The organism is Streptomyces sp. BA2, assembly GCF_009769735.1.
GTDB lineage: Bacteria > Actinomycetota > Actinomycetes > Streptomycetales > Streptomycetaceae > Streptomyces.
Genome location: NZ_WSRO01000002.1, coordinates 4,160,323 through 4,180,138 on the forward strand (window position 1 = coordinate 4,160,323; position 19,816 = coordinate 4,180,138).

17 protein-coding genes and 1 tRNA gene are annotated in these 19,816 nt (G+C 69.7%); 5 read left to right on the forward strand and 13 right to left on the reverse strand.

Translation table 11 applies throughout. The annotated features are described in order from the left end of the window. Nucleotides 1–309 precede the first annotated feature (309 nt). The 3 genes from E5671_RS21280 to E5671_RS21290 are packed head-to-tail and all read right to left on the reverse strand — an operon-like array spanning nucleotide 310 to nucleotide 3,754. A complete protein-coding gene (locus E5671_RS21280) occupies nucleotides 310–1,188 on the reverse strand; it encodes an SDR family oxidoreductase (RefSeq protein ID WP_160505549.1) in 879 nt (292 codons plus the stop codon). Beyond that, nucleotides 1,185–2,138: an alpha/beta fold hydrolase gene (locus tag E5671_RS21285; protein WP_160505550.1), complete on the reverse strand. Its 954-nt coding sequence runs from the start codon at nucleotides 2,136–2,138 to the stop codon at nucleotides 1,185–1,187. The genes E5671_RS21280 and E5671_RS21285 overlap by 4 nt, the downstream gene beginning before the upstream one ends. Continuing rightward, entirely contained in the window at nucleotides 2,135–3,754 is a 1,620-nt protein-coding gene (locus tag E5671_RS21290; protein ID WP_160505551.1) for a flavin-containing monooxygenase, read from the reverse strand. Before E5671_RS21290 ends, E5671_RS21285 begins: the two co-directional genes overlap by 4 nt. Before the next feature lie 171 nt (nucleotides 3,755–3,925). On the opposite strand from E5671_RS21290, the gene E5671_RS21295 reads away from it, so the two are divergent. Beyond that, on the forward strand, nucleotides 3,926–4,594 hold the full coding sequence (locus E5671_RS21295; RefSeq protein ID WP_160505552.1) for a MerR family transcriptional regulator: 669 nt from the start codon (nucleotides 3,926–3,928) through the stop codon (nucleotides 4,592–4,594). Nucleotides 4,595–4,735: 141 nt separating this feature from the next. Here the strand turns inward: E5671_RS21295 and E5671_RS21300 are convergent, their stop codons facing one another. Beyond that, on the reverse strand, nucleotides 4,736–5,788 hold the full coding sequence (locus E5671_RS21300) for a DUF6528 family protein (protein ID WP_237330209.1): 1,053 nt from the start codon (nucleotides 5,786–5,788) through the stop codon (nucleotides 4,736–4,738). Nucleotides 5,789–5,873: 85 nt separating this feature from the next. Further along, nucleotides 5,874–6,674 (reverse strand): exodeoxyribonuclease III, encoded by an 801-nt coding sequence (locus E5671_RS21305; protein ID WP_160505554.1) that lies wholly within the window; start codon nucleotides 6,672–6,674, stop codon nucleotides 5,874–5,876. 66 nt (nucleotides 6,675–6,740) lie between these two features. On the opposite strand from E5671_RS21305, the gene E5671_RS21310 reads away from it, so the two are divergent. Continuing rightward, nucleotides 6,741–7,274 carry a GNAT family N-acetyltransferase gene (locus E5671_RS21310; protein WP_202121203.1) on the forward strand — a complete coding sequence of 178 codons (534 nt, stop codon included), beginning with the start codon at nucleotides 6,741–6,743 and terminating at the stop codon, nucleotides 7,272–7,274. 75 nt (nucleotides 7,275–7,349) lie between these two features. On the opposite strand, the gene E5671_RS21315 is transcribed toward E5671_RS21310, so the two are convergent. From E5671_RS21315 to galU, 7 genes are all read right to left on the reverse strand, one after another. Continuing rightward, nucleotides 7,350–7,423 (reverse strand) — tRNA-Ala (locus E5671_RS21315). 78 nt (nucleotides 7,424–7,501) lie between these two features. Further along, the gene (gene sepX, locus E5671_RS21320) at nucleotides 7,502–8,851 is read right to left on the reverse strand and encodes a divisome protein SepX/GlpR (RefSeq protein ID WP_160505555.1); all 1,350 of its coding nucleotides are present in this window, start codon (nucleotides 8,849–8,851) and stop codon (nucleotides 7,502–7,504) included. A 197-nt stretch (nucleotides 8,852–9,048) separates the two neighbouring features. Continuing rightward, a complete protein-coding gene (locus E5671_RS21325; RefSeq protein WP_272902883.1) occupies nucleotides 9,049–9,672 on the reverse strand; it encodes a GNAT family N-acetyltransferase in 624 nt (207 codons plus the stop codon). Further along, complete coding sequence (locus tag E5671_RS21330) at nucleotides 9,669–10,169, reverse strand: MogA/MoaB family molybdenum cofactor biosynthesis protein (protein WP_160505557.1); 501 nt, start codon at nucleotides 10,167–10,169, stop codon at nucleotides 9,669–9,671. The genes E5671_RS21325 and E5671_RS21330 overlap by 4 nt, the downstream gene beginning before the upstream one ends. Then, a complete protein-coding gene (moaC, locus tag E5671_RS21335; protein WP_160505558.1) occupies nucleotides 10,166–10,657 on the reverse strand; it encodes a cyclic pyranopterin monophosphate synthase MoaC in 492 nt (163 codons plus the stop codon). The genes E5671_RS21330 and moaC overlap by 4 nt, the downstream gene beginning before the upstream one ends. Nucleotides 10,658–10,744: 87 nt before the next feature. Further along, nucleotides 10,745–12,085 carry a molybdotransferase-like divisome protein Glp gene (gene glp / locus E5671_RS21340; RefSeq protein ID WP_237330210.1) on the reverse strand — a complete coding sequence of 447 codons (1,341 nt, stop codon included), beginning with the start codon at nucleotides 12,083–12,085 and terminating at the stop codon, nucleotides 10,745–10,747. A 4-nt stretch (nucleotides 12,086–12,089) separates the two neighbouring features. Beyond that, complete coding sequence (gene galU / locus E5671_RS21345) at nucleotides 12,090–12,995, reverse strand: UTP--glucose-1-phosphate uridylyltransferase GalU (protein ID WP_160505560.1); 906 nt, start codon at nucleotides 12,993–12,995, stop codon at nucleotides 12,090–12,092. 94 nt (nucleotides 12,996–13,089) lie between these two features. On the opposite strand from galU, the gene E5671_RS21350 reads away from it, so the two are divergent. Continuing rightward, nucleotides 13,090–13,713 carry a 5-formyltetrahydrofolate cyclo-ligase gene (locus E5671_RS21350; RefSeq protein ID WP_160505561.1) on the forward strand — a complete coding sequence of 208 codons (624 nt, stop codon included), beginning with the start codon at nucleotides 13,090–13,092 and terminating at the stop codon, nucleotides 13,711–13,713. Between the two features lie 88 nt (nucleotides 13,714–13,801). On the opposite strand, the gene E5671_RS21355 is transcribed toward E5671_RS21350, so the two are convergent. Next, complete coding sequence (locus tag E5671_RS21355) at nucleotides 13,802–16,552, reverse strand: penicillin acylase family protein (protein ID WP_160505562.1); 2,751 nt, start codon at nucleotides 16,550–16,552, stop codon at nucleotides 13,802–13,804. Between the two features lie 210 nt (nucleotides 16,553–16,762). Between E5671_RS21355 and E5671_RS21360 the strand changes: the two genes are divergently transcribed. Continuing rightward, nucleotides 16,763–18,283 (forward strand): potassium/proton antiporter, encoded by a 1,521-nt coding sequence (locus E5671_RS21360; protein WP_160510325.1) that lies wholly within the window; start codon nucleotides 16,763–16,765, stop codon nucleotides 18,281–18,283. Nucleotides 18,284–18,532: 249 nt separating this feature from the next. After that, the gene (locus E5671_RS21365; protein ID WP_160505563.1) at nucleotides 18,533–19,798 is read left to right on the forward strand and encodes an MFS transporter; all 1,266 of its coding nucleotides are present in this window, start codon (nucleotides 18,533–18,535) and stop codon (nucleotides 19,796–19,798) included. Nucleotides 19,799–19,816 lie beyond the last annotated feature (18 nt).

Genomic DNA, 19,816 nt, shown 5'->3' on the forward strand with positions numbered 1-19,816 from the left:
CAACGAGGCATGCACGATCAAGAAGCGGGAGACATCTGGCTATGACTCTGATGAACCACAGCCCCCCTGATTCAACTTCAAAGGCAAACGGTCAAGATTCACCGGACCCGGCCGGTGCGTCCGTCGCGGCGGATCACTCCCACCCACCCGCCCATTACCTCGCGGGACAACCAGCCCCCCCACCAACCCCTCACACCGCAGGGCAATCGGGTGGGTGGGTGGGAAAGATCCGTCGCGGAGCAGCGGGACAGGGGCCGCCCCACGGTGGGGCAGACGCCCCCCCGGCAGGCCCCCACCGCCAGGTGGCAACTACCCCCGGGTACGGGCCTGTTCGTCGGCGGAGCCCCCCGCCCCCACCAGCCCCGTGGAGACCGACCCCAGCCGGGGTTCGAACCTCCGCATCTCGCGCTGCCCGACCGAGCCGATGATCCCCGGCAGGTAGCCCCGGATGCCCTGCATACCCCGCAGCCACCACTGCGCGTACACGTGACTCGACCGCCTCTCGATCCCGGCGACGATCCGGTCGACGGCAGGACCCAGCGGGTACGTCTTGTTGGACGGCCACGGCAGGCGCTGCCGCAACTCCCGCATCACGTCGTCCTGGTCCGCGCCCCGCACCATGTCCGTATCCGTCCACGACAGGTAACCGACGCCCACCTTCACGCCCTTGTAGCCGACCTCGGCCCGCAGACAGTGCGCGTACGCCTCGACGCCCGACTTCGAAGCGCAGTACGCCGTCATCATCGGCGCCGGCGTGATCGCCGCGAGCGAGGCGATCTGCAGGAGATAGCCACGGCTCTCCATCAGGACCGGCAGGAACGCCCGCCCCGTCACCGCGCTGCCGATGAGGTTGACCTCGATCACCCGGCGCCACGCCTCGGGGTCGGACTCGACGAAAGGACCGCCGTTGGCGACGCCCGCGTTGGCGACGACGATGTCGACCTTCCCGAACCGCTCCTTGACCTCCTGGGCCACCCGGGCCATCGCGACGTGATCCGTGACGTCCGCATGCCAGGCCTCGGCCTCGGTGTGCAGCCGCCCCGCCACCTGCTTCAACTCGTCCGGCTCCAGGCCGACAAGGGCGACCTTGGCGCCCCGCGCCGACAGCTTCCGCGCGAGCAGTTCCCCCACGCCCCGCGCCGCCCCGGTGACGACCGCGACCTGACCCTCAAGGCTGACCTTGCTCATGCGCTGCTCCCTTCGAGCCCCTGGACCTGCTGATCGTCCACGCGTACGTACTTCTGCACGAGGTTCCTGATCCCCTCGGTGACCGTCTCCGGCGCCTCGACCGGCGTCATGTGACCGATCCCGGGCAGCTCGGTGAGGCCGAGCGAGTCCGGCAGCATCTGGGCCAGGCGCCGCGCGAGCGTGACGGGCGTCATCCGGTCGGCGGTGCCCGCGATGATCGCGGTCGGCACGTTCAGCTCCAGGACGCCCGCGTCGAGTGCGAGCTCGTCGAGGACGTGCGACCAGCGGTAACGCACCACCCTCGGGCAGCCGTGCACGATCCGCGCGCACACCTCGACCCGCTCCGGGGGCGAACCCGGGCCCATCGTGGCGTACTTGAGGGCCCGGCGGGCCATAGGCGTGACCGGCCCGAGCGGCGCCTTCGCCCCGAGCACCGACCGCGTCAGCCGCGTCCGGATCCGCCCGGCCCGCAGCGGCACCACGGTCGACGCGGCGACGAGCCCCGCACTCCCGGTGCTGCACAGCAGGACGGCGGCCGCGTGCTCCCGGAACCCCGGACGCGTACTCGCCGCCATGATCGTCATGCCGCCCATGGAGTGCCCGGCGACCACGGCCCTCTCCCCGGGCTCAAGGGTCGCCGCGAGCACCGCCTCCAAGTCATCGGCGAGGGCAGTCGTGCTGTACCCCTCCGCCCCCGCCGGCGCGACACTGCGCCCGTGGCCCCGCTGGTCGTACGCGATCACCCGGTGGTCGACGGCCAGGTCACGTATCTGCGCCGCCCAGAAGGCGGTCGAGCACGTCCACCCGTGCGCGAGCACCACCGCGGGCGCCCCATCGGGACCGTGCACCTCGGCGTGCAGCCGCGCGCCGTCCGCCGACACGACGGTCAGCTCCCGCGCGGCCGCGGGCGGCGCGAACGGCCCGGTCGTCACATGCGTCAGCCTGCTCATGCCGCTGCCTCGGCCTTCTTCGTCTTACGGGACTTCGGTGCCGCCTCGTCCACACGCGCCTTGGGCGGCCGCACCACCTCGTACTCGGCGAGATCGACCCGCCGCGTGGCGTTGCGGAACTCGGACGTCGTGCCCGGCCAGATCGTCGTGTTCACGCCGTTCTCGTCGAGGTACCAGCTGTTGCAGCCGCCGGTGTTCCACACAGTGCGCTTCATGCGCTCCTGCACCTTGTCGTTCCAGGCGTGCACGGCGCTCGTCCGCACGGCGAGCGCGGCCCGGCCGCCGAGAACGTCCAACTGCCGTACATAGTCGGCGAGATAGTTCAGCTGGGACTCGATCATCAGGATCATCGAGGAGTTCCCGAGACCCGTGTTCGGGCCGATGACCGTCATGAAATTGGGGAATCCGGCGGCGGTCGCGCCGCGCAGCGACTTCATGCCGTCCTTCCAGGTCTCCATCATCGTCACGCCGTCGGCGCCCACCACGCGTTCGGCGATCGGCATGTCCGTCACATGGAATCCCGTACCGAAGATGATCGCGTCGACCTCGGTCTCGGTGCCGTCCGCGGCGATCACGGTGTTGCCGCGCACCCCGCTGAGCCCGCTCGCGACGACGTCGACATTGGGCTGCGCGAGCGCCGGGTAGTAGGTGTTGGAGAGCAGGATCCGCTTGCAGCCGATGCGGTACGACGGTGTCAGCTTGGCCCGCAGCGCCGGATCCTTGATGGCGCGCGCGATGTTCCGCTTGGCGAGCAGTTCGACCGCGCCCAGCTCGTTGGGCCGCTTGGTGAACGCCTGGACCTGCAACTCCCGTATGCCCCAAAGGATTCCGCGCCGGGCGTGCGTGGTGAACGGCAGCTGGCGGTGCACCCAGCGCTCGGCCTTGCTGATGGCGCGGTCCATGCGCGGCATCACCCAGGGCGGGGTGCGCTGGAAGAGGGTCAGCTTGCCGACCTCGCGCTGGATCGCGGGCACGATCTGGATGGCGGAGGCGCCGGTGCCGATCATCGCGACGCGCTTGCCGCGCAGGTCGTAGTCGTGGTCCCAGCGTGCGGAGTGGAAGACCTTGCCCTCGAAGGTGTCGAGGCCGGGGATGTCCGGGAGCTTGGGGTCGGAGAGCGGTCCGGTGGCGGAGACGACGATGTCGGCGGTGAGGGTGCCGTTGCTGGTCTCGATCTCCCACCACAGCTCGTCCGCGTCCCAACGCATCAGCTTCACCTCGGTGTTGAGGCGGATGTGCGAGCGGAGGCGGAAAGTGTCGGCGACCTCCTCCAGGTACTCCTGGATCTTCTCCTGGCCCGAGAAGGTGCGCGGCCAGTCGGGGTTGGGGGCGAAGGAGAACGAGTACAGATGCGAGGGCACGTCGCACGCGCAGCCCGGATAGCTGTTGTCCCGCCAGGTGCCGCCCACGGCACCGGCCCGCTCCAGGACGACGAAGTCGGTGACGCCTTCCCGTCGCAGCCGGACCGCGGCGCCGAGCCCGCCGAACCCGGACCCGATCACCGCCACCCGCACGTGTTCGCGTCCACCCTCGCGCTCGCCGCCTTGCTCGCGCCTCCGCTCGCGCCTCCGCTCGCGCCCCCGCTCGCGCTCCTGCTGGCGCTCGTCCTCGGCCATGCCGCCGCCTCCCGAACTGCTTCACGACTCTGCCAGTGACCACTGGCGCAATTGGGAGAGTAGAACAGCCGCGTACTGATGGGTAGGGGTTCGGCGTACGGAGTTACCGCCGGTAGGACAGAGCGAACACCGCGAACGCCCGCACGATCCGGCAGCACATAGGCTGCTGCCGTGGCAGAGACACGCGAGTACCGCATGGAGGAGCTGGCCAAGGCGGCCGGCATCACGGTGCGCACCGTGCGCTTCTACCGTGAGCGCGGCCTGATCCCGCCGCCCCGCCGCGAGGGCCGCATCGCCTGGTACGACGACCATCATCTGGCCAGGCTGCGGACGATCGCCGCGCTCCTGGAGCGCGGCCACACCCTGAGCGGCATCGCGGAACTCGCGGAGGCCTTCGAGAACGGCCGCGACGTCGGCGAACTCCTCGGCATCGGCGAACCCACCGAGGAGACCCCGGTCCGCCTGACCCCAGAGGAACTGGCCGACCGCTTCGCGGGCGAGGTCACCCCCGAGAACCTCGCCGCGGCCCTGGACCTCGGCTACCTCGGCACGGACGGCGACGAGATCGTCCACGTGAGCCGCCGCCTCCTGGACGTCTCATCGGCCCTGGTCCGCGAGGGCATCCCCCTGTCCGCGGTCCTGGAGGCGGGCCAGCGCGTACGCGAACACGCGGACGCACTGGCCGAGTTGTTCATCACGATCATCCGCACGCACACACCCGCCGAGGCGGGCGACGTCAGCATCGACCGCCTGCGCCCGCTCGCGAAGAGCGTGGTGGAGGCGGAACTGTCGATGGCGCTTGACCGCCGCTTGGCTTCGGAGAAGCCTGAGGATATTTAGCCCGGCTGGGAGCATGCAGCCCGTCCGGCGTTTGAGGACATCTTGTACGGGGTCTGGGGCGGAGCCCCAGTTTCGGGAAGGGTCGGGATCGGGGAAGAAACCGCCGGAGGCACGACCTCAGCCCCCACGCACCCGCCCGCCCTACCTCGGCAGGAACCAACGGGCCTTATAGATCCCGCCGTTGACCAGCTCATACTCCCCGGCGGGCCGATGGACGCTCACCCTCGTGGTCCACCAGGTCTCCTCAAGACCACCTTCCGGCACGGTGGAGATGACCTGCCCCGTACGCGGATCATTGCCGACCCCCTTCACCGACTTACGGGAGATGTCCCCGGCCCCTGCGAAGTCCTGCACGAAGGCCCCGCCCCGGATGTCGTACTGGAAGACGGCCGCGTTCGTCGTCACCCAGAGCCGCCCGGGGCGCCCGGCCACGGGGAAGAGGTCATGGCCGCCAGGGGTCTTGCCCGGCGTACCGACCGGGAGCCCGACCGAGGAACGGAGCCGCAGCGTGGGCCTGGCCCGCGTGCCGCCCACCTCATACGTCACCAACTCATCGTCACCGATGGCCCACAGCACCTCACGCGCACCGTCCCAGTGCAGCCCGTGCGCCCCCTTCAGCTCCACCTCCGCGTACCGCGACGCACGCGGCCCCTGGGACGCCGCGTACAGCCTGACCATCGCGCCCGTGCTGCACGCCACCGCGACATTGCCGTCCGGCAGGATCTCCGCGCTGTGCGGATTGAAGAGGTCGTCGCCGGCCCCGATCGCCGCACCCCAATACCGCTTCCCCGACGGGTAGTCGACGACGGCCACGAAGCCGAAGGACGCGGTGGTCAGGACGTACGTACGCTTCTTGTGTCTGCGCACCTTCGACTCACTCGGATACACGAAGCTGTCATCGGGCCGGAGATCCTCGTACCCCTCACGCTCCCGAGGCGAGAACGCCCACCGCACGACGGACGGTTTCTCCCGCGGGTCCCAGACCCTGCGCTTCGGATCGAGTACGAGGATCTGCTGGGTCGCCTGCTCGGTGAGGAGCACGGGCGGCGTCCCCCGGGGAACCCCTCCGGCGGGACCGGCAGCTCCGGCGCCACCGGCAGCTCCGGCCGGTGGCGCGGCCGCCATCGGCAGCCCCGCCCCGATTCCCGCGCCCAGAGCCCCGAGCAGCACACCTCGACGAGACGGTCTCGACATACCGGACATGAAGTTACCCCCACACGGCTGACAGTTGAGACATTGTCAGGTACGCGCTCGCAACATGCCATGGCGCCGCGCGGCATCACATGTCGTAGACCACCGTGACGGGTGCATGGTCCGACCACCGCTGATCATGAGCGGCCGCCCGCTCCACGAAGCCCTTGACCGCGCGCTCGGCGAGGCCCGGCGTCGCCACGTGGTAGTCGATCCGCCAGCCCGTGTCGTTGTCGAAGGCACGCCCCCGGTAGGACCACCAGGAGTAGGGGCCCTCGACGTCGGGATGCAGCGCCCGCACCACGTCGACGTAACCGGCATCCCCCTCGAAGACCTCACTGAGCCAGGCACGCTCCTCGGGCAGGAAGCCCGAGTTCTTCTTGTTGCCCTTCCAGTTCTTGAGGTCGGCCTCCTGATGGGCGATGTTCCAGTCGCCGCAGACCACGACCTGGCGCCCCTCGGCGGCGGCCCGCTGCTTGAGCTCCTTCAGGTACGTGAGGAACTCCCCCATGAAGCGGACCTTCTCGTCCTGCCGCTCCGTGCCGACCTCGCCCGAGGGCAGATACAGGCTCGCGACCGTGACGCCGGGCAGATCGGCCTCGACGTAGCGCCCGCTGCCGTCGAACTCCTCCGACCCGAATCCGACCTGCACGCGATCCGGCTCACGGCGCGTATAGAGGGAGACGCCCGCGCGCCCCTTGGCGGCGGCCGGCGCGTGTGTGACGTGCCACCCCTCGGGGGCCCGCACCTCCTCCGGCAGCTGCTGGGGCTCGGCCCGCACCTCCTGGAGGCAGAGCACGTCGGACGAGGTCTCGGCGAGCCACTCGACGAAGCCCTTCTTGGCGGCGGCGCGCAGCCCGTTCACATTCACACTGGTCACTTGGAGCATCCCGGAACGATACCGGCACACTTAATGGATACCGGCACACCTACGCATAGAAGTACGATGATTCGCATGAGTATCCAGTCGAGTGTCCAGTCGCCGTCGCAGCGATCGCAGCGGGCAGCCATCGAGCTGCGCCCCACCTCCTTCGACCACCCCGACGCGGTCAAGCTCAACGACCGCGTCCAGCTCGAGTACGCGGAGCGGTACGGCGACGAGGGCGACGTCACACCCCTCGACCCGGCCATGTTCGCGGCACCGCGCGGTTTCTACCTCGTCGCGTACGACGAGAACGGCACCCCGGTGGCCACCGGCGGCTGGCGCGGTCACGAGGAGAACGACGAGGGTTACGCGCACGGCGACGCCGAGATCAAGCGCATGTACGTCACCCCGGAGGCCCGCGGCCTCGGCCTGGCCCGCCGCATACTGGCGGCCCTGGAGGACGACGCGAGGGCGGCGGGACGGACGCGCATGGTCCTGGAGACGGGCACGAAGCAGCCGGAGGCCATAGCCCTCTACACGTCGACCGGCTACACCCCGGCCCCCGCGAAGTTCGGCCACTACCGCTTCGAGGACCTGAGCCGCTGCTACGTGAAAGCCCTGTAGCCCTCCAATGCTTCATTCTGAGGCACAGCAAAGATCCCGCCCAGTTCGATGAACTGGACGGGATCTCATGTGCAGTGGACCTGTGGGGATTTGAACCCCAGACCCCCTCGATGCGAACGAGGTGCGCTACCAGACTGCGCCACAGGCCCTTGCAACGAGTGAAACTCTAGCATCCCGATCCGGGTGCTTGGAAATCCGTTCCTGACCGGTCCCTCGCTGGTCAGGCCTCACTCGTTGGCGGCCCGCGGCCGCTCCCCGTCCTCGTACTGATCGAAGAGGGGCGTACGTCCGCGTTCGCGCGCCCGGCGCGCGGAAGCGGCCCGCCGTGCGTCACTGCGGCCACCGCCTCCGTCCACACCATCGGCGCCCTCGGCACCTTCCGTGCCCTCGGCGTAGTCGGCGTAGTCGGTGTACTCGCTGCCGTCCGTCTCGCCCCGCGCCTCGTCGGCGGTGGACCCGACGGAGCTCGACCGCGCCGAGCTCCAGGCGTCGGGTGCGCCCAAGTCGACGTCACCGGTGGCCCGCGGGGCGACCGGCGCGGTCACGTACGTCGGCAGGGGCACCGGCACCGGGTCCCAGCTGTCGCCGTGCCCGGGGCGGCGCTGCCGCTCACGCTGCTGGTCCACCCACTCCGCGTGGTCGGTCTGCTCAACCAGGGCGCGGCGGTCGGCGGCGAGTGCGGAGAGCCCGGTCTCCGTCTCGGGGCCCGGTCCTTCCTCCGCGTCGTCGGCGACCGCGTCCGCGCCGCCCGGCGCGCGCCTGCGCGGCTGACGTTCCCGCAGCCGCTGCGCGGCGACCTCGGCCCTGCGCCGGTCCATGGTGTAGGTGAAGCGGCGCCGCTCCTGGCCGCGCAGATACACGATGTACGCGCTCAGGAGCGCGGCCGGCGCCGCGGGCGCCCAGAGGAACGCGAGCCCTCCGACGGCGGCGACGACCGTGCCGACCGTGAAGGCGACGAACAGCATCACCGTCGTACGCCGTCGGCGCGCGAGCACCTTCGTGCGCCGGGCGCGCGCGGCGGCTTCCGCCGATGCGGCCCGCCGGGCGTGCGACTGCTGGGACCGCGCCGCGGACGGCGCCGGGGTCGGCGCCGGGGTCGGGGCCGGGGTCGGGGTCTGCGCCGGGCCCGGGACCGGGGGGTTCACCTGGGCCTTGACGGAGGGCTTGGCCGGGGGCTTCGCCGCGGGCTGCGCCTGGGACCGTGCCGGAGGCTGCGGCGCCTGCGGCCTCGCCGGGGGGTGCTGCGCCTGGGGTTTGACCTGCGCCTTGCCCTGCGGCTCGGGCCGCTCGTCCTGGCCGCCCTGTCGATGCGGGGGCGCGACGAAGGCCCGGACGTCCACCGAGCCGGTGGCGTTGTCCGGGTCGCGCGACTCCTCCTCTTCAGGCGAGCGCGCTTGCAGGTCCTTGGCGTACCGGCGCTCCATCCCCGCACGTCCGGACAGGAGCCGGATGGCGGTGCTGAAGCGTTCCGTCGGACGGGCTTCATTGAGCTCGTCCTGCCTACGGAGCCACATCGGCACCAAGTAGGCGGCCCAGGCCCCGACGATGACTGCGTAGATGAGGCCGCTGCTGCTCACGCCTCACACGGTAGAGGGGTTTGCTTGAGGCCATCTGCCAATTGAGCCGGTGTGTCGCACGATCTGGCTGATATCTCGAACTTTTTTTGTGACTGATGCGATCAACAGGCCACCGGGACCGTGAAATTAATGCCTCGGAGGGACCAAGTCGGGCCCCAGACGGTCGATCACCGATCAAATTCAAACACTTATTCTATTTACGCGGTGTTCCGAGGTCGTGCCTGGTGCCAGCGCCGCAGCAACCCTTCCGGTACCTCTTCCGCGGTGAGCGCGAAGACAAGATGGTCACGCCAGGCGCCGTCGATGTGGAGATAGCGTGGACGAAGCCCCTCCTCGCGGAATCCGAGTTTCTCCACGACCCTGCGGCTTGGCCCGTTCTCGGGGCGAATACAGACCTCGATACGGTGCAGCCCGACCGACCGGAAGCAATGGTCGACCGCGAGGGCGACGGCGGTCGGCATCACGCCGCGGCCCGCGACCGACTGGTCGACCCAGTAGCCGACATGGCCCGAGCACATCGATCCCCAGGTGATCCCGGCGACCGTCAACTGCCCCACGAGCCGCCCCTGGTACTCGATCACGAAGGGCAGCATGCGCCCGGCGTGCGCCTCGGCGCGCAGATGCCGGACCATCTGACGGTACGTCGGGCGGTGCACGATCGGGCCGCTGGGCGTGGGCGGCGGGATGGTCGCCTCCCAGGGGCGCAGCCAGTCCCGGTTGCGCCGGTTGACCTCACGCCAGGGCCGCTGGTCGCGCATCTTTATCGGACGGAGGGCGACGTCGCCGTCCGTCAGCTCGACGGGCCAGGAAGGGCTGTTCAGCTCGCACCACCTGGGGGTCTTGGGTGGTCGCCACCCCGGAGCTGCTCGACGGCGTGCGCAAGGAGGGGCTCAAGGACGGCGATGCCGTCCCGTACTCCGCCGGTGGAGCCCGGCAGGTTCACGATGAGCGTGCGCCCGGCGACTCCGGCGAGACCGCGGGACAGCACGGCCGTGGGGATCTTCTCCCTGCCATACGCGCGAATCGCCTCCGGGATGCCCGGCACCTCGTGGTCGATGACGGCGCGGGTGGCCTCGGGGGTGCGGTCGGTGGGCGAGATGCCGGTGCCGCCTGTGGTGAGGATCACGTCGAATCCGGCGTCGGCTCCGGCGCGCAGGGCCTGCTCGACGGGGTCGCCGTCGGGGACGACCTGAGGGCCTTCGACCTCGAAGCCGAGCGCGGCAAGGGCATCGGCGATGATCGGCCCGCCCCGGTCGGCGTAGACCCCGGCGGCGGCGCGGTTGGAGGCCGTGACGACGAGTGCACGGTAGGCGGTCATGCTCCGGCTCCTTCGCGGCTCCAGTCCCCGGACTTGCCGCCGGTCTTCTCCTCGACGCGTACGTCCGTGATGACCGCGCCCTTGTCGACGGCCTTGACCATGTCGATCACCGTGAGGGCGGCGACGGTCACCGCGGTGAGCGCCTCCATCTCGACGCCCGTACGGTCCGTCGTCTTCACCGTGGCGAGGATCTCGACGGCGTCGTCCGCCACGGAGAGGTCGAGTTTCACTCCGGAGACGGCCAGCGGATGGCAGAGCGGGATCAGGTCGGGCGTGCGCTTGGCGCCCATGATGCCCGCGATCCGCGCGGTGGCCAGGGCGTCGCCCTTGGGGACGCCCTCCCCGCGCAACAGCTCGATCACGCGGGGCGAGACCAGGACGCGGCCACTGGCGCGGGCGGTGCGCGCCGTCACGTCCTTCGCGGATACGTCGACCATGCGGGCGGCGCCCGCCTCATCGATGTGCGTCAGTCGCTGCTGGCTACTCATGTGCTGTGGCGCTCCCGGTCCGGGCCCTCCCGCGGTGCGGCGCGAGGGGGTTTATGTGCGCGACACCGTACCGCGCGGACGCGCCTTTCAGCCGAGCAGGACCACTTCGACGTCGGTGCCCGGCTCCACCGATGCGGTGTCCTCCGGGACGACGATCAGCGCGTTCGCGTGCGCGAGGGCCGCGACGAGGTGGGAGCCCGCGCCGCCGACGGGGCGCACGCTGCCGGTGTCGGCGTCGTACTGCCCGCGCAGGAACTGCCGCTTCCCCGCGGGTGAGGTCAGCGCCTTGTCGGCGGTGAGCTCCGCGCGCGCCGTGGGCCGGTGGACATCCGGGAGGCCCATCAGGGCACGCACCGCGGGCCGCACGAAGATCTCGAAGGAGACGTACGACGACACCGGATTGCCCGGCAGTGCGAGCAGCGGGGTGTGGTCGGGGCCGATGGAGCCGAAGCCCTGCGGCTTGCCCGGCTGCATGGCGAGCTTGCGGAACTCGATGCCGCTGCCGTCCTCGACCCCGTCCTCGGCGGATCCCACGGATTCGAGGGCTTCCTTCACGACGTCGTACGCGCCGACGCTGACGCCGCCCGTGGTGACGATGAGGTCGGCGCGGATCAGCTGGTCCTCGATGGTGGAGCGCAGTGTCTCGGCGTCGTCGGCGACCGCGCCCACGCGGTAGGCGATCGCTCCGGCGTCCCGGGCCGCGGCGGTCAGGGCGAAGCTGTTGGAGTCGTAGATCTGGCCCTTGGCCAACTCCTCGCCGGGCTGGATCAGTTCGCTGCCGGTGGACATGACGACCACGCGGGGGCGTGGGCGCACCGTGACCGTGCCGCGGCCGATCGCGGCGAGCAGGGCGATCTGCGGGGCGCCGAGGACCGTGCCCGCGGTCAGCGCGCGGTCGCCGGCCCGGACGTCGCTGCCACGCGCCCGCACGTGCGCGCGTGCTTCGGCGGGGCGGTGCACGCGGACCTCACCGAAGGCTCCTTCGGGGGCGGCGCTGTGCGCGCGCATCCCGGAGACGGGGCCTTCGCCGAGGCCTCCGTCGGTCCATTCCACGGGGACGACGGCCTCGGCGCCGGGCGGCAGCGGGGCGCCGGTCATGATGCGGGCGGCCTGGCCGGCGCCGACGGTGGGCTGCTCGCCCTGGCCCGCGGCCACGTCACCGATGACTGTCAGGACGGCGGGGAACTCCTCGCTCGCGCCCGTGATGTCGGCGACCCGGACCGCGTAACCGTCCATGGAGCTGTTGTCGAAGGGCGGCAGCGAGACGGGCACCGTGACGTCCTCGACGAGGACGCAGCCCTGGGCGTCGAGGAGTTGGAGCTCGATGGGCTCCAGGGGGCGGACGGATCCGAGGATGTCGTCCAGGTGCTCGCTCACCGACCAGACGTGTTCCTGGCCGGTGGCTTCGGTCGTCGCGCTGCTGCTCAAAGTGCTACATCTCCTCGGACACGTAACTGCGAAGCCAGGCCTGGAAGTCCGGGCCCAGGTCTTCACGTTCGCACGCGAGTCTGACAATGGCACGCAGATAGTCGCCCCGGTCGCCGGTGTCATAGCGGCGGCCCTTGAAGACGACGCCGTGCACAGGGCCGCCGACCTTCTCGTCCACGGCGAGCTGCTGGAGTGCGTCGGTGAGCTGGATCTCGCCGCCGCGGCCCGGCTCGGTCTTGCGCAGTATGTCGAAGACATGGGGGTCAAGGACATAGCGGCCGATGATGGCGTAGTTGCTGGGGGCGTCCGCCGCGTCGGGCTTCTCGACCAGGCCGGTCACCTTGACGACGTCGCCCTCGTCCGTGGCGTCCACGGCCGCGCAGCCGTAGAGGTGGATCTGCTCCGGGGAGACCTCCATGAGGGCGATGACGCTGCCGCCGTGCCGCTCCTGGACCTCGACCATGCGGGCGAGGAGGGGGTCACGCGGGTCGATCAGGTCGTCGCCGAGGAGTACCGCGAAGGGTTCGTTGCCGACGTGGGGGGCTGCGCACAGGACGGCGTGACCGAGTCCCTTGGGATCGCCCTGGCGGACGTAGTGCATGGTCGCGAGGTCACTGGACTCCTGGACCTTCGCCAGTCTCGCCTCGTCGCCCTTCTTCAGAAGGGCTGACTCCAGCTCGTAGTTGCGGTCGAAGTGGTCCTCCAGGGGGCGCTTGTTGCGGCCCGTGATCATGAGGACGTCGTCGAGGCCGGCGGAAGCGGCCTCCTCGACCACGTACTGGATCGCCGGCTTGTCGACGACCGGCAGCATCTCCTTGGGAGTGGCCTTGGTGGCCGGCAGGAACCGGGTGCCGAGGCCAGCTGCGGGAATGACAGCCTTGCTGATCCTTGGGGGGTGAGACTCAGTCATGTCCGTAACCATAACCGGTGAGTATGTGCGGAATCTGTGGCTCCGGACATTTTGTTCTCATATGAGCGCACCTGGAAGGGTTTGTGAGCGCACCATGCAGGAAACCGGCTCGGACCAGCCGCCCGATCAGCCAACCAAGCGCACGTTGCGCGGAGAATTCCTCGCGGTGAGAAGCCGGTTGACTAGGGATGACGCGCAGAAGGCCGCGGCGGTTCTCGCCGACCGCGCATTGGAGCTTCCGGAGCTCGCCGGGGCGCGCACGGTCGCGGCGTACGTCTCCGTGGGGAGCGAACCGGGGACACACGCCCTCCTTGACGTCCTCCGCGCGCGCGGGACGCGGGTCCTGCTGCCGGTGCTCCTCGAGGACAACGACCTGGACTGGGCGGCCTACGAGGGCGAGGGCTCGCTCGCCCACGTCCAACACCCGGGAAAGATCCAGCTCTTGGAGCCCTCGGGGGCGCGGCTCGGGCCCGACGCCGTCCTGGCGGCCGACGTCGTGCTGCTTCCGGGCCTTGCCGTGGACGCGCGCGGGATGCGCCTTGGACGCGGCGGCGGGTCGTACGACAGGGTGCTGGCCCGGCTCGGGAGGGCCGGGGCCGATCCGGCCCTGGTGGTGCTCCTGTACGACACGGAGGTCGTCGCGCACGTCCCCCGGGAAGCGCACGACAAGCCGGTGCACGCCGTCGTCACCCCGTCGGGAGTACGCCGCTTCCGCTGACCCTCTCCGCATGTGAATCCGTATGTGAAAGGGCCCTCCACGCGCGCGTGGAGGGCCCTTTCACTGTTCCGTACTGGTCAGACGCGGCTCAGGGCCGCAGCACCAGGGTGTCGTTCGTGCTCTTCTTCACGGCGTTCTCCGAGAAGGACCACGGCAGCAGCTCGCCCTTGACCCACTTGCTGGTCTGGTCGGTGTAGTGCGCGTTGTAGGCGTGCCCCGAAGCACCGGTGAGGTTGATCCACTTCGACTTGTCGAGGTCGTCGAGGTTCACCACCATGCGCATCGACGGCACCCACTGCACTCCGTAGCCGCCCGCCGCGTTCCAGCCGGTGGCGTTGACCGCCGCCTCGCCGCCGCCCAGCTTGAACGGGCCGCGGTTGAGCATGAACTGGAGCCAGCCGGGGCCTTCGACGCCCAGGGTCTGGTTCTTCAGGGTCAGCCGGTGCAGACGGCCCCAGCTCCAGGTGTCGACGTCCTTGCCGAGCTTGGCCGTCAGGTCCCAGCGCGCGTCCTCCATGGCCCGCCCGAACAGCTGGTCACGGGTCTTGGTCTCGGCGTCCGTGCGGGTCTTCGGCGACTTCCACCAGTCGTTGTCCTCGTCGTCGAGGATCGACCGGATCACTTCGTAGTAGCGGTCGCCGCCGTCGGGCTGCGCGGTTTCCGAGTCCCGCTGGCCGCACTCACGCACCGGCTCGGCCTCGTCGGCGGGACCGGTGTTCCCGGCCGGCTCGACGCTCAGGCACTGGCCCTTGACCCGCAGCTCCTTGGGCAGCTTGTTGCCGATGGAGAGCTTGAGGATGTTGCGCCAGACCGAGTTGAAGTACGCGGCTGCCGCCGAGTCGGCGTCCTGGGTGTAGTCCCAGCCCTCGAGGAGCTTCTGCGCCTCACGGACGTAGCTGTCCTTGACGTCGATCTTGAGCAGCTTGGGCACGAGCAGCTTGGCGATCTCGCTGCTGTTGTCCATCTGCATCGTGCGCATGTCCTCGGTGGAGACCTTCCCACCGTTCTTGATCTTCGACTGGATCAGGTCGGTGATGCGCTGGCTGCGCGCACCGTAGCCCCAGTCCGACGTGAGCTTGTACGGGTACTTGTCGTCGATGACGGCCTGGTTGGCGGTCACGATGTAACCGCGCTTCGGGTCGTACTCGTAGGGCAGCGCGGCCTGCGGGATGTAGCCGGTCCAGCGGTAGTCGGAGTCCCAGCCGGGCGCGGGAAGCGCGCCGTCGCCCTTGCCGCGGACCGGGATCTTGCCCGGTGCCTGGTAGCCGATGTGGCCCTTGGTGTCCGCGTAGATCAGGTTCTGCGAGGGCACTTCAAAAGAAGAGGCCGCCTTGCGGAAGTCGGAGAAGTCCTTCGCCTTGTTCAGCTCGAAGACGGCGTCCATCGACTTGCCCGGCTGCAGCGCGGTCCAGCGCAGCGAGACTCCGTAGCCGTCGCCCCGGTCGGGGGCCGCGCTGTCGACGGTGGCCTTCTTGCCGACCTTCACCAGTTCGTCGTCGCGGTCGGACAGCAGGGGTCCGTTGCCGGTCTCCCGCACGGTGATCTTCTTGGACTTGCCGCCTGCGACCTTGATGGTCTCCACGCGCGACTTGAAGGGCAGCACCTTGTCGTCGTACTCGTAGCCGTCGCCCTCGAACTTCTCGAGGTAGAGGTCGGTGACGTCCGCGCCCAGGTTCGTCATGCCCCAGGCGATCTGCTTGTTGTGGCCGATCACCACGCCCGGCATGCCGGCGAAGGTGTAGCCGGAGACGTCGTACTGGCAGTCCTTGGAGACCGACCGGCAGTGCAGGCCCATCTGGTACCAGACGGACGGCAGCTGTGGTGACAGGTGCGGGTCATTGGCGAGCAGTGGTTTCCCGGAGATCGTGTGGTCGCCGGAGACCACCCAGGAGTTGGATCCGATGCCGTTGCCGTTCGGGCCGAGGCCCGCGTCCGGGACGCTGTCCAGGATGTCGGAGAGGCCCGACATCTGGGACTGGAGGCCGTCGGGGGCCTGGGCGTTGCCCGCGAGGCCCGTGCCCGCCGCGCCGCCGGTCTGCGACTGGCTGTTCGCGCTGCCCTTGCCCTCGTACTCCTTGGTGACGCTGTTGTAGGCGCCCTCCTGGACGATGGGCTTGTTCCGGGCGTACGGGTACTCCGGGTACAGGTCCTTGATCTGGGACGGGCCGAGGCGGCTGGTCATCAGGGACCGGTCGATCTCGTCCTGCATGTTGCCGCGCAGGTCCCAGGCCATGGCCTTGAGCCACGCCACGGAGTCGACGGGGGTCCACTCCTGGGGCTCGTAGTCGTTGGTGAAGCCGAGAGCGGCGTACTCCAGGGAGATGTCCTTGCCGCTCTTGTCCTTCAGGTAGGCGTTGACTCCCTTGGAGTACGCCTGGAGGTACTTCTTCGTCGCGGGCGAGAGCTTGGTGTCGTACTCCTTCTGCGCCACGCGGTGCCAACCGAGCGTCCGCAGGAACTCATCGGTCTTTACTTGACCCTTGCCGAACATCTCGGAGAGGCGGCCGGAGGTCATATGGCGGCGGACGTCCATCTCCCAGAACCGGTCCTGTGCCTGGACGAAGCCCTGGGCCATGAACAGATCGGCGTCGGACTCGGCGTAGATCTGCGGGATGCCGTTGCCGTCGCGCTTCACGTCGACGGGGCCGGAGAGGCCGTCGAGCTTGATCGTCCCCTTGGTCTGCGGGAAGGAGGCACGCACCGTACTGACGCTCCAGTACGCCCCGTAACCGATGCCCGCCACGATGGCCAGGACCAGGACGATCACGATGAGGCGGGCTCGGCGCCCCTTCTTCTTGCCGGACTTATGACCGGAAGAGGCGGTGGTATTCGAGGGCATCGCTGTCCTTGCTGTCCTTACGCGAGCGGCAGGGCTGGCTGGGCGGTGGTGGGAGCGCTGGAGCAACCATAGGCGCAGGGCACCGCGGCCCCGGACGCGGAGTCGGGAACAGCATCGCGACGCATCGCATGAGTGTTCGAAGGCGTCAAGGAAGCGTTAACAATTAGGTAAGGTAACGAAGTACTTGGCTCGCGCGGGAAGGAACGGCCCCTGACTGTCCACGACCTCAACCAGCTTCTGCTCATCTGCTCGCTCGTCCTGCTCGTCGCGGTCGCGGCGGTCCGCATCTCGTCGCGCAGTGGGCTCCCCAGCCTGCTCCTCTACCTCGGCATCGGCGTTGCCATCGGCCAGGACGGCATCGGCAACGTCACGTTCAACAATGCCGAGTTGACGCAGGTCATCGGCTACGCGGCGCTCGTCGTGATCCTGGCCGAGGGCGGTCTCGGCACGAAGTGGAAAGAGATCAAACCCGCGCTCCCCGCTGCCGCCGTCCTGTCGCTCGCCGGCATCGCGGTGAGCGTCGGCGTGACGGCTGCCGGTGCCCACTACCTGGTCGGCCTCGAGTGGCGGCAGGCGCTCATCATCGGCGCGGTGGTCTCGTCGACGGACGCGGCGGCGGTCTTCTCCGTGCTGCGGAAGGTGCCGCTGCCGCCGCGCGTGACGGGCATCCTGGAAGCTGAGTCGGGGTTCAACGACGCCCCTGTGGTGATCCTGGTCGTGGCCTTCTCCATGGCGGGCCCGGTGGAGCACTGGTACGTCCTCATCGGCGAGATCGCCCTGGAGCTTGCGATCGGTGCCGCGATCGGCATCGCGGTCGGCTGGCTCGGCGCCTACGGCCTGCGGCACGTGGCGCTGCCCGCTTCGGGTCTCTACCCCATCGCCGTGATGGCCATCGCGGTCGCCGCCTACGCGGCCGGAGCCATGGCGCACGGCAGTGGATTCCTCGCCGTCTACCTCGCCTCGATGGTCCTCGGCAACGCGAAGCTGCCGCACTGGCCCGCCACCCGGGGCTTCGCCGAAGGGCTCGGCTGGATCGCGCAGATCGGCATGTTCGTCCTGCTCGGCCTCCTGGTCACCCCGCACGACCTGCTCGACGACATGTGGCCCGCGATCATCATCGGCTTGATCCTGACCGTGGTGGCCAGACCCCTGGGGGTCGTCATCAGCCTCGTGCCGTTCCGCCTGCCCTGGCAGGAGAAGGCCCTGATGTCCTGGGCCGGACTGCGCGGAGCCGTGCCCATCATCTTGGCCACGATCCCGATGGTGAACGGCGTCGACGACAGCGAGCGGATCTTCAACATCGTCTTCGTCCTGGTCGTCGTCTACACCCTCATCCAGGGTCCTACGCTGCCGTGGCTGGCCAGGACGCTGCACCTGGGCGACTCTTCGGGCGCCGCCGACCTGGGCATCGAGTCGGCCCCGCTGGAGCGTCTGCGCGGCCACCTGCTCTCGGTGGCGATCCCGAAGGGGTCGCGGATGCACGGCGTCGAGGTGGGCGAACTGCGGATGCCCGCGGGGGCGGCGGTCACGCTCATCGTTCGCAATGGCGAATCCTTCGTGCCGCAGCCCACGACCGTCCTGCAGCGCGAGGACGAGCTCCTGGTGGTCGCGACCGACCCGGTGCGCGACGCGGCGGAGAAGCGACTGCGTGCGGTCGGACAGGGCGGAAAGCTGGCTGGATGGCTGGGAACTGCTGGTCAGGACGCGGAAGAGCGAGGCAATCACAGGTGACGGGTGCCTCATTCTCCGTTATTCACAGGCCTGAGGGTTCCGTTCCCTGTACGATGAAGGCACACTTCTTCTGTACCAACTGATCGAACCAACTCTGTCTGACGCAGAGCTGGCGCCGACCGTATGGCGGCCGCGTGTCCTCGCAGTGGGCAACCGGCATCTACCGCAGTTCCGCGCAAGAGGACAGCTCTCGGCGCCGCCGCCCTGAAAAAGGGGGCCGCGCTACCAGGCGGCAGAAAGGCACGGGCCGTGGCATCCACGGTCACCTCCCGCCCCGGATACGGACAGCTGCTGCGCACCCGCGGCGCCTGGACGTTTCTCCTGCCCGGCTTCGCGGCACGACAGCCCTTCGCGATGCTGACCATCTCCATCGTGCTGCTCGTGCAGCACACCACCGGCTCGTACGGCGTCGCCGGCGCCGTGTCGGCCGTCACCGGTGTCTCCATGGCGGTGTTCGCCCCCTTCGGCGGCAAGCTCGCCGACCGGTTCGGCCAGCGGGCCGTACTGGTGCCGGGCGTACTCATCCACACGGTGTCGGTGCTCTCCCTGACGATGCTCGCGCTCTCGGACGCCCCCTTGTGGGCGCTCTTCGTCGCCGCGGTGCCCACCGGCGCCTCGCAGCCGCAGATCAGCCCCATGGTGCGGGCCCGCTGGGGCGTCAAGCTCCAGGACTCCCCGCTCGCCGGCACGGCTGCCGCGTTCGAGTCGGTCACGGACGAGCTGACGTTCGTCCTCGGCCCGCTCTTCGCGACCGCGCTGTGCACGACCATCGACCCGGCGGCCGGGCTCTTCACGGAGGCCGGACTCACGCTGGTCGGCGGCCTGCTGTTCGCCGCGCAGAAGAGCACCCAGCCCAAGCCCGCCTCCCGCGAGGAGCACGCGCGCGTGGAGCACGTCTCGGCGCTGCGCATCCCCGGTGTGCGGGTCCTGATCGTGACCTTCCTGGGCATCGGCGCAGTCTTCGGCGGCATGCAGGTCTCGCTGGCCGCCTTCACCGAGTCCATCGGCGAACCCGGTCTGAACGGCGTTCTGTACGGCACCTTCGCGGCGGGCAACATGCTCTCCGGACTCGCCTGCGGCGCCATCGCCTGGAAGATCGCCCCGCAGCGCCGCCTCCTCGTCGGGTACGCGGCACTGACCCTGATGGCCTCCGGGCTGTGGGCCGCGCACTCCGTGGTGCTGCTCGCCGGACTCGGTCTCCTGGTCGGCGTCTGCATCGCACCCGCGCTGATCACCGGCTACACCCTGGTCGACCGTCTCGTGGACCCGTCAGCCCGGACCGAGGCGTTCACCTGGCTCACCGGCGCCGTCGCGCTCGGCCAGGCCGCCGCCGTCACGGTCGCCGGACAGTTGGAGGACCACTTCTGGGACGGCGCCGGATTCCTGGTGCCGCTGGGCGGTACGGCGCTGGCCCTCGCGGTGCTCGTGACCCTGCGCTCGCGGCTCGTGCCGCGGTCCGTCGGACGCACCGTGGCACGTGGCGTCGGTCACCGCGAGCCGGTCACGGTGGACTGATCTCGCGGAATACGTCAC

What these genes read in the sequence shown, in the direction of transcription:
- E5671_RS21355 (WP_160505562.1), bottom strand. Translation starts at nt 16,552, where the DNA reads ATGCCCTCGAATACCACCGCCTCTTCCGGTCATAAGTCCGGCAAGAAG.
- E5671_RS21290 (WP_160505551.1), bottom strand. Translation starts at nt 3,754, where the DNA reads ATGGCCGAGGACGAGCGCCAGCAGGAGCGCGAGCGGGGGCGCGAGCGG.
- E5671_RS21310 (WP_202121203.1), top strand. Translation starts at nt 6,741, where the DNA reads ATGAGTATCCAGTCGAGTGTCCAGTCGCCGTCGCAGCGATCGCAGCGG.
- E5671_RS21300 (WP_237330209.1), bottom strand. Translation starts at nt 5,788, where the DNA reads ATGTCGAGACCGTCTCGTCGAGGTGTGCTGCTCGGGGCTCTGGGCGCG.
- moaC (WP_160505558.1), bottom strand. Translation starts at nt 10,657, where the DNA reads ATGAGTAGCCAGCAGCGACTGACGCACATCGATGAGGCGGGCGCCGCC.
- E5671_RS21280 (WP_160505549.1), bottom strand. Translation starts at nt 1,188, where the DNA reads ATGAGCAAGGTCAGCCTTGAGGGTCAGGTCGCGGTCGTCACCGGGGCG.
- E5671_RS21305 (WP_160505554.1), bottom strand. Translation starts at nt 6,674, where the DNA reads ATGCTCCAAGTGACCAGTGTGAATGTGAACGGGCTGCGCGCCGCCGCC.
- galU (WP_160505560.1), bottom strand. Translation starts at nt 12,995, where the DNA reads ATGACTGAGTCTCACCCCCCAAGGATCAGCAAGGCTGTCATTCCCGCA.
- E5671_RS21285 (WP_160505550.1), bottom strand. Translation starts at nt 2,138, where the DNA reads ATGAGCAGGCTGACGCATGTGACGACCGGGCCGTTCGCGCCGCCCGCG.
- E5671_RS21350 (WP_160505561.1), top strand. Translation starts at nt 13,090, where the DNA reads ATGCAGGAAACCGGCTCGGACCAGCCGCCCGATCAGCCAACCAAGCGC.
- E5671_RS21330 (WP_160505557.1), bottom strand. Translation starts at nt 10,169, where the DNA reads ATGACCGCCTACCGTGCACTCGTCGTCACGGCCTCCAACCGCGCCGCC.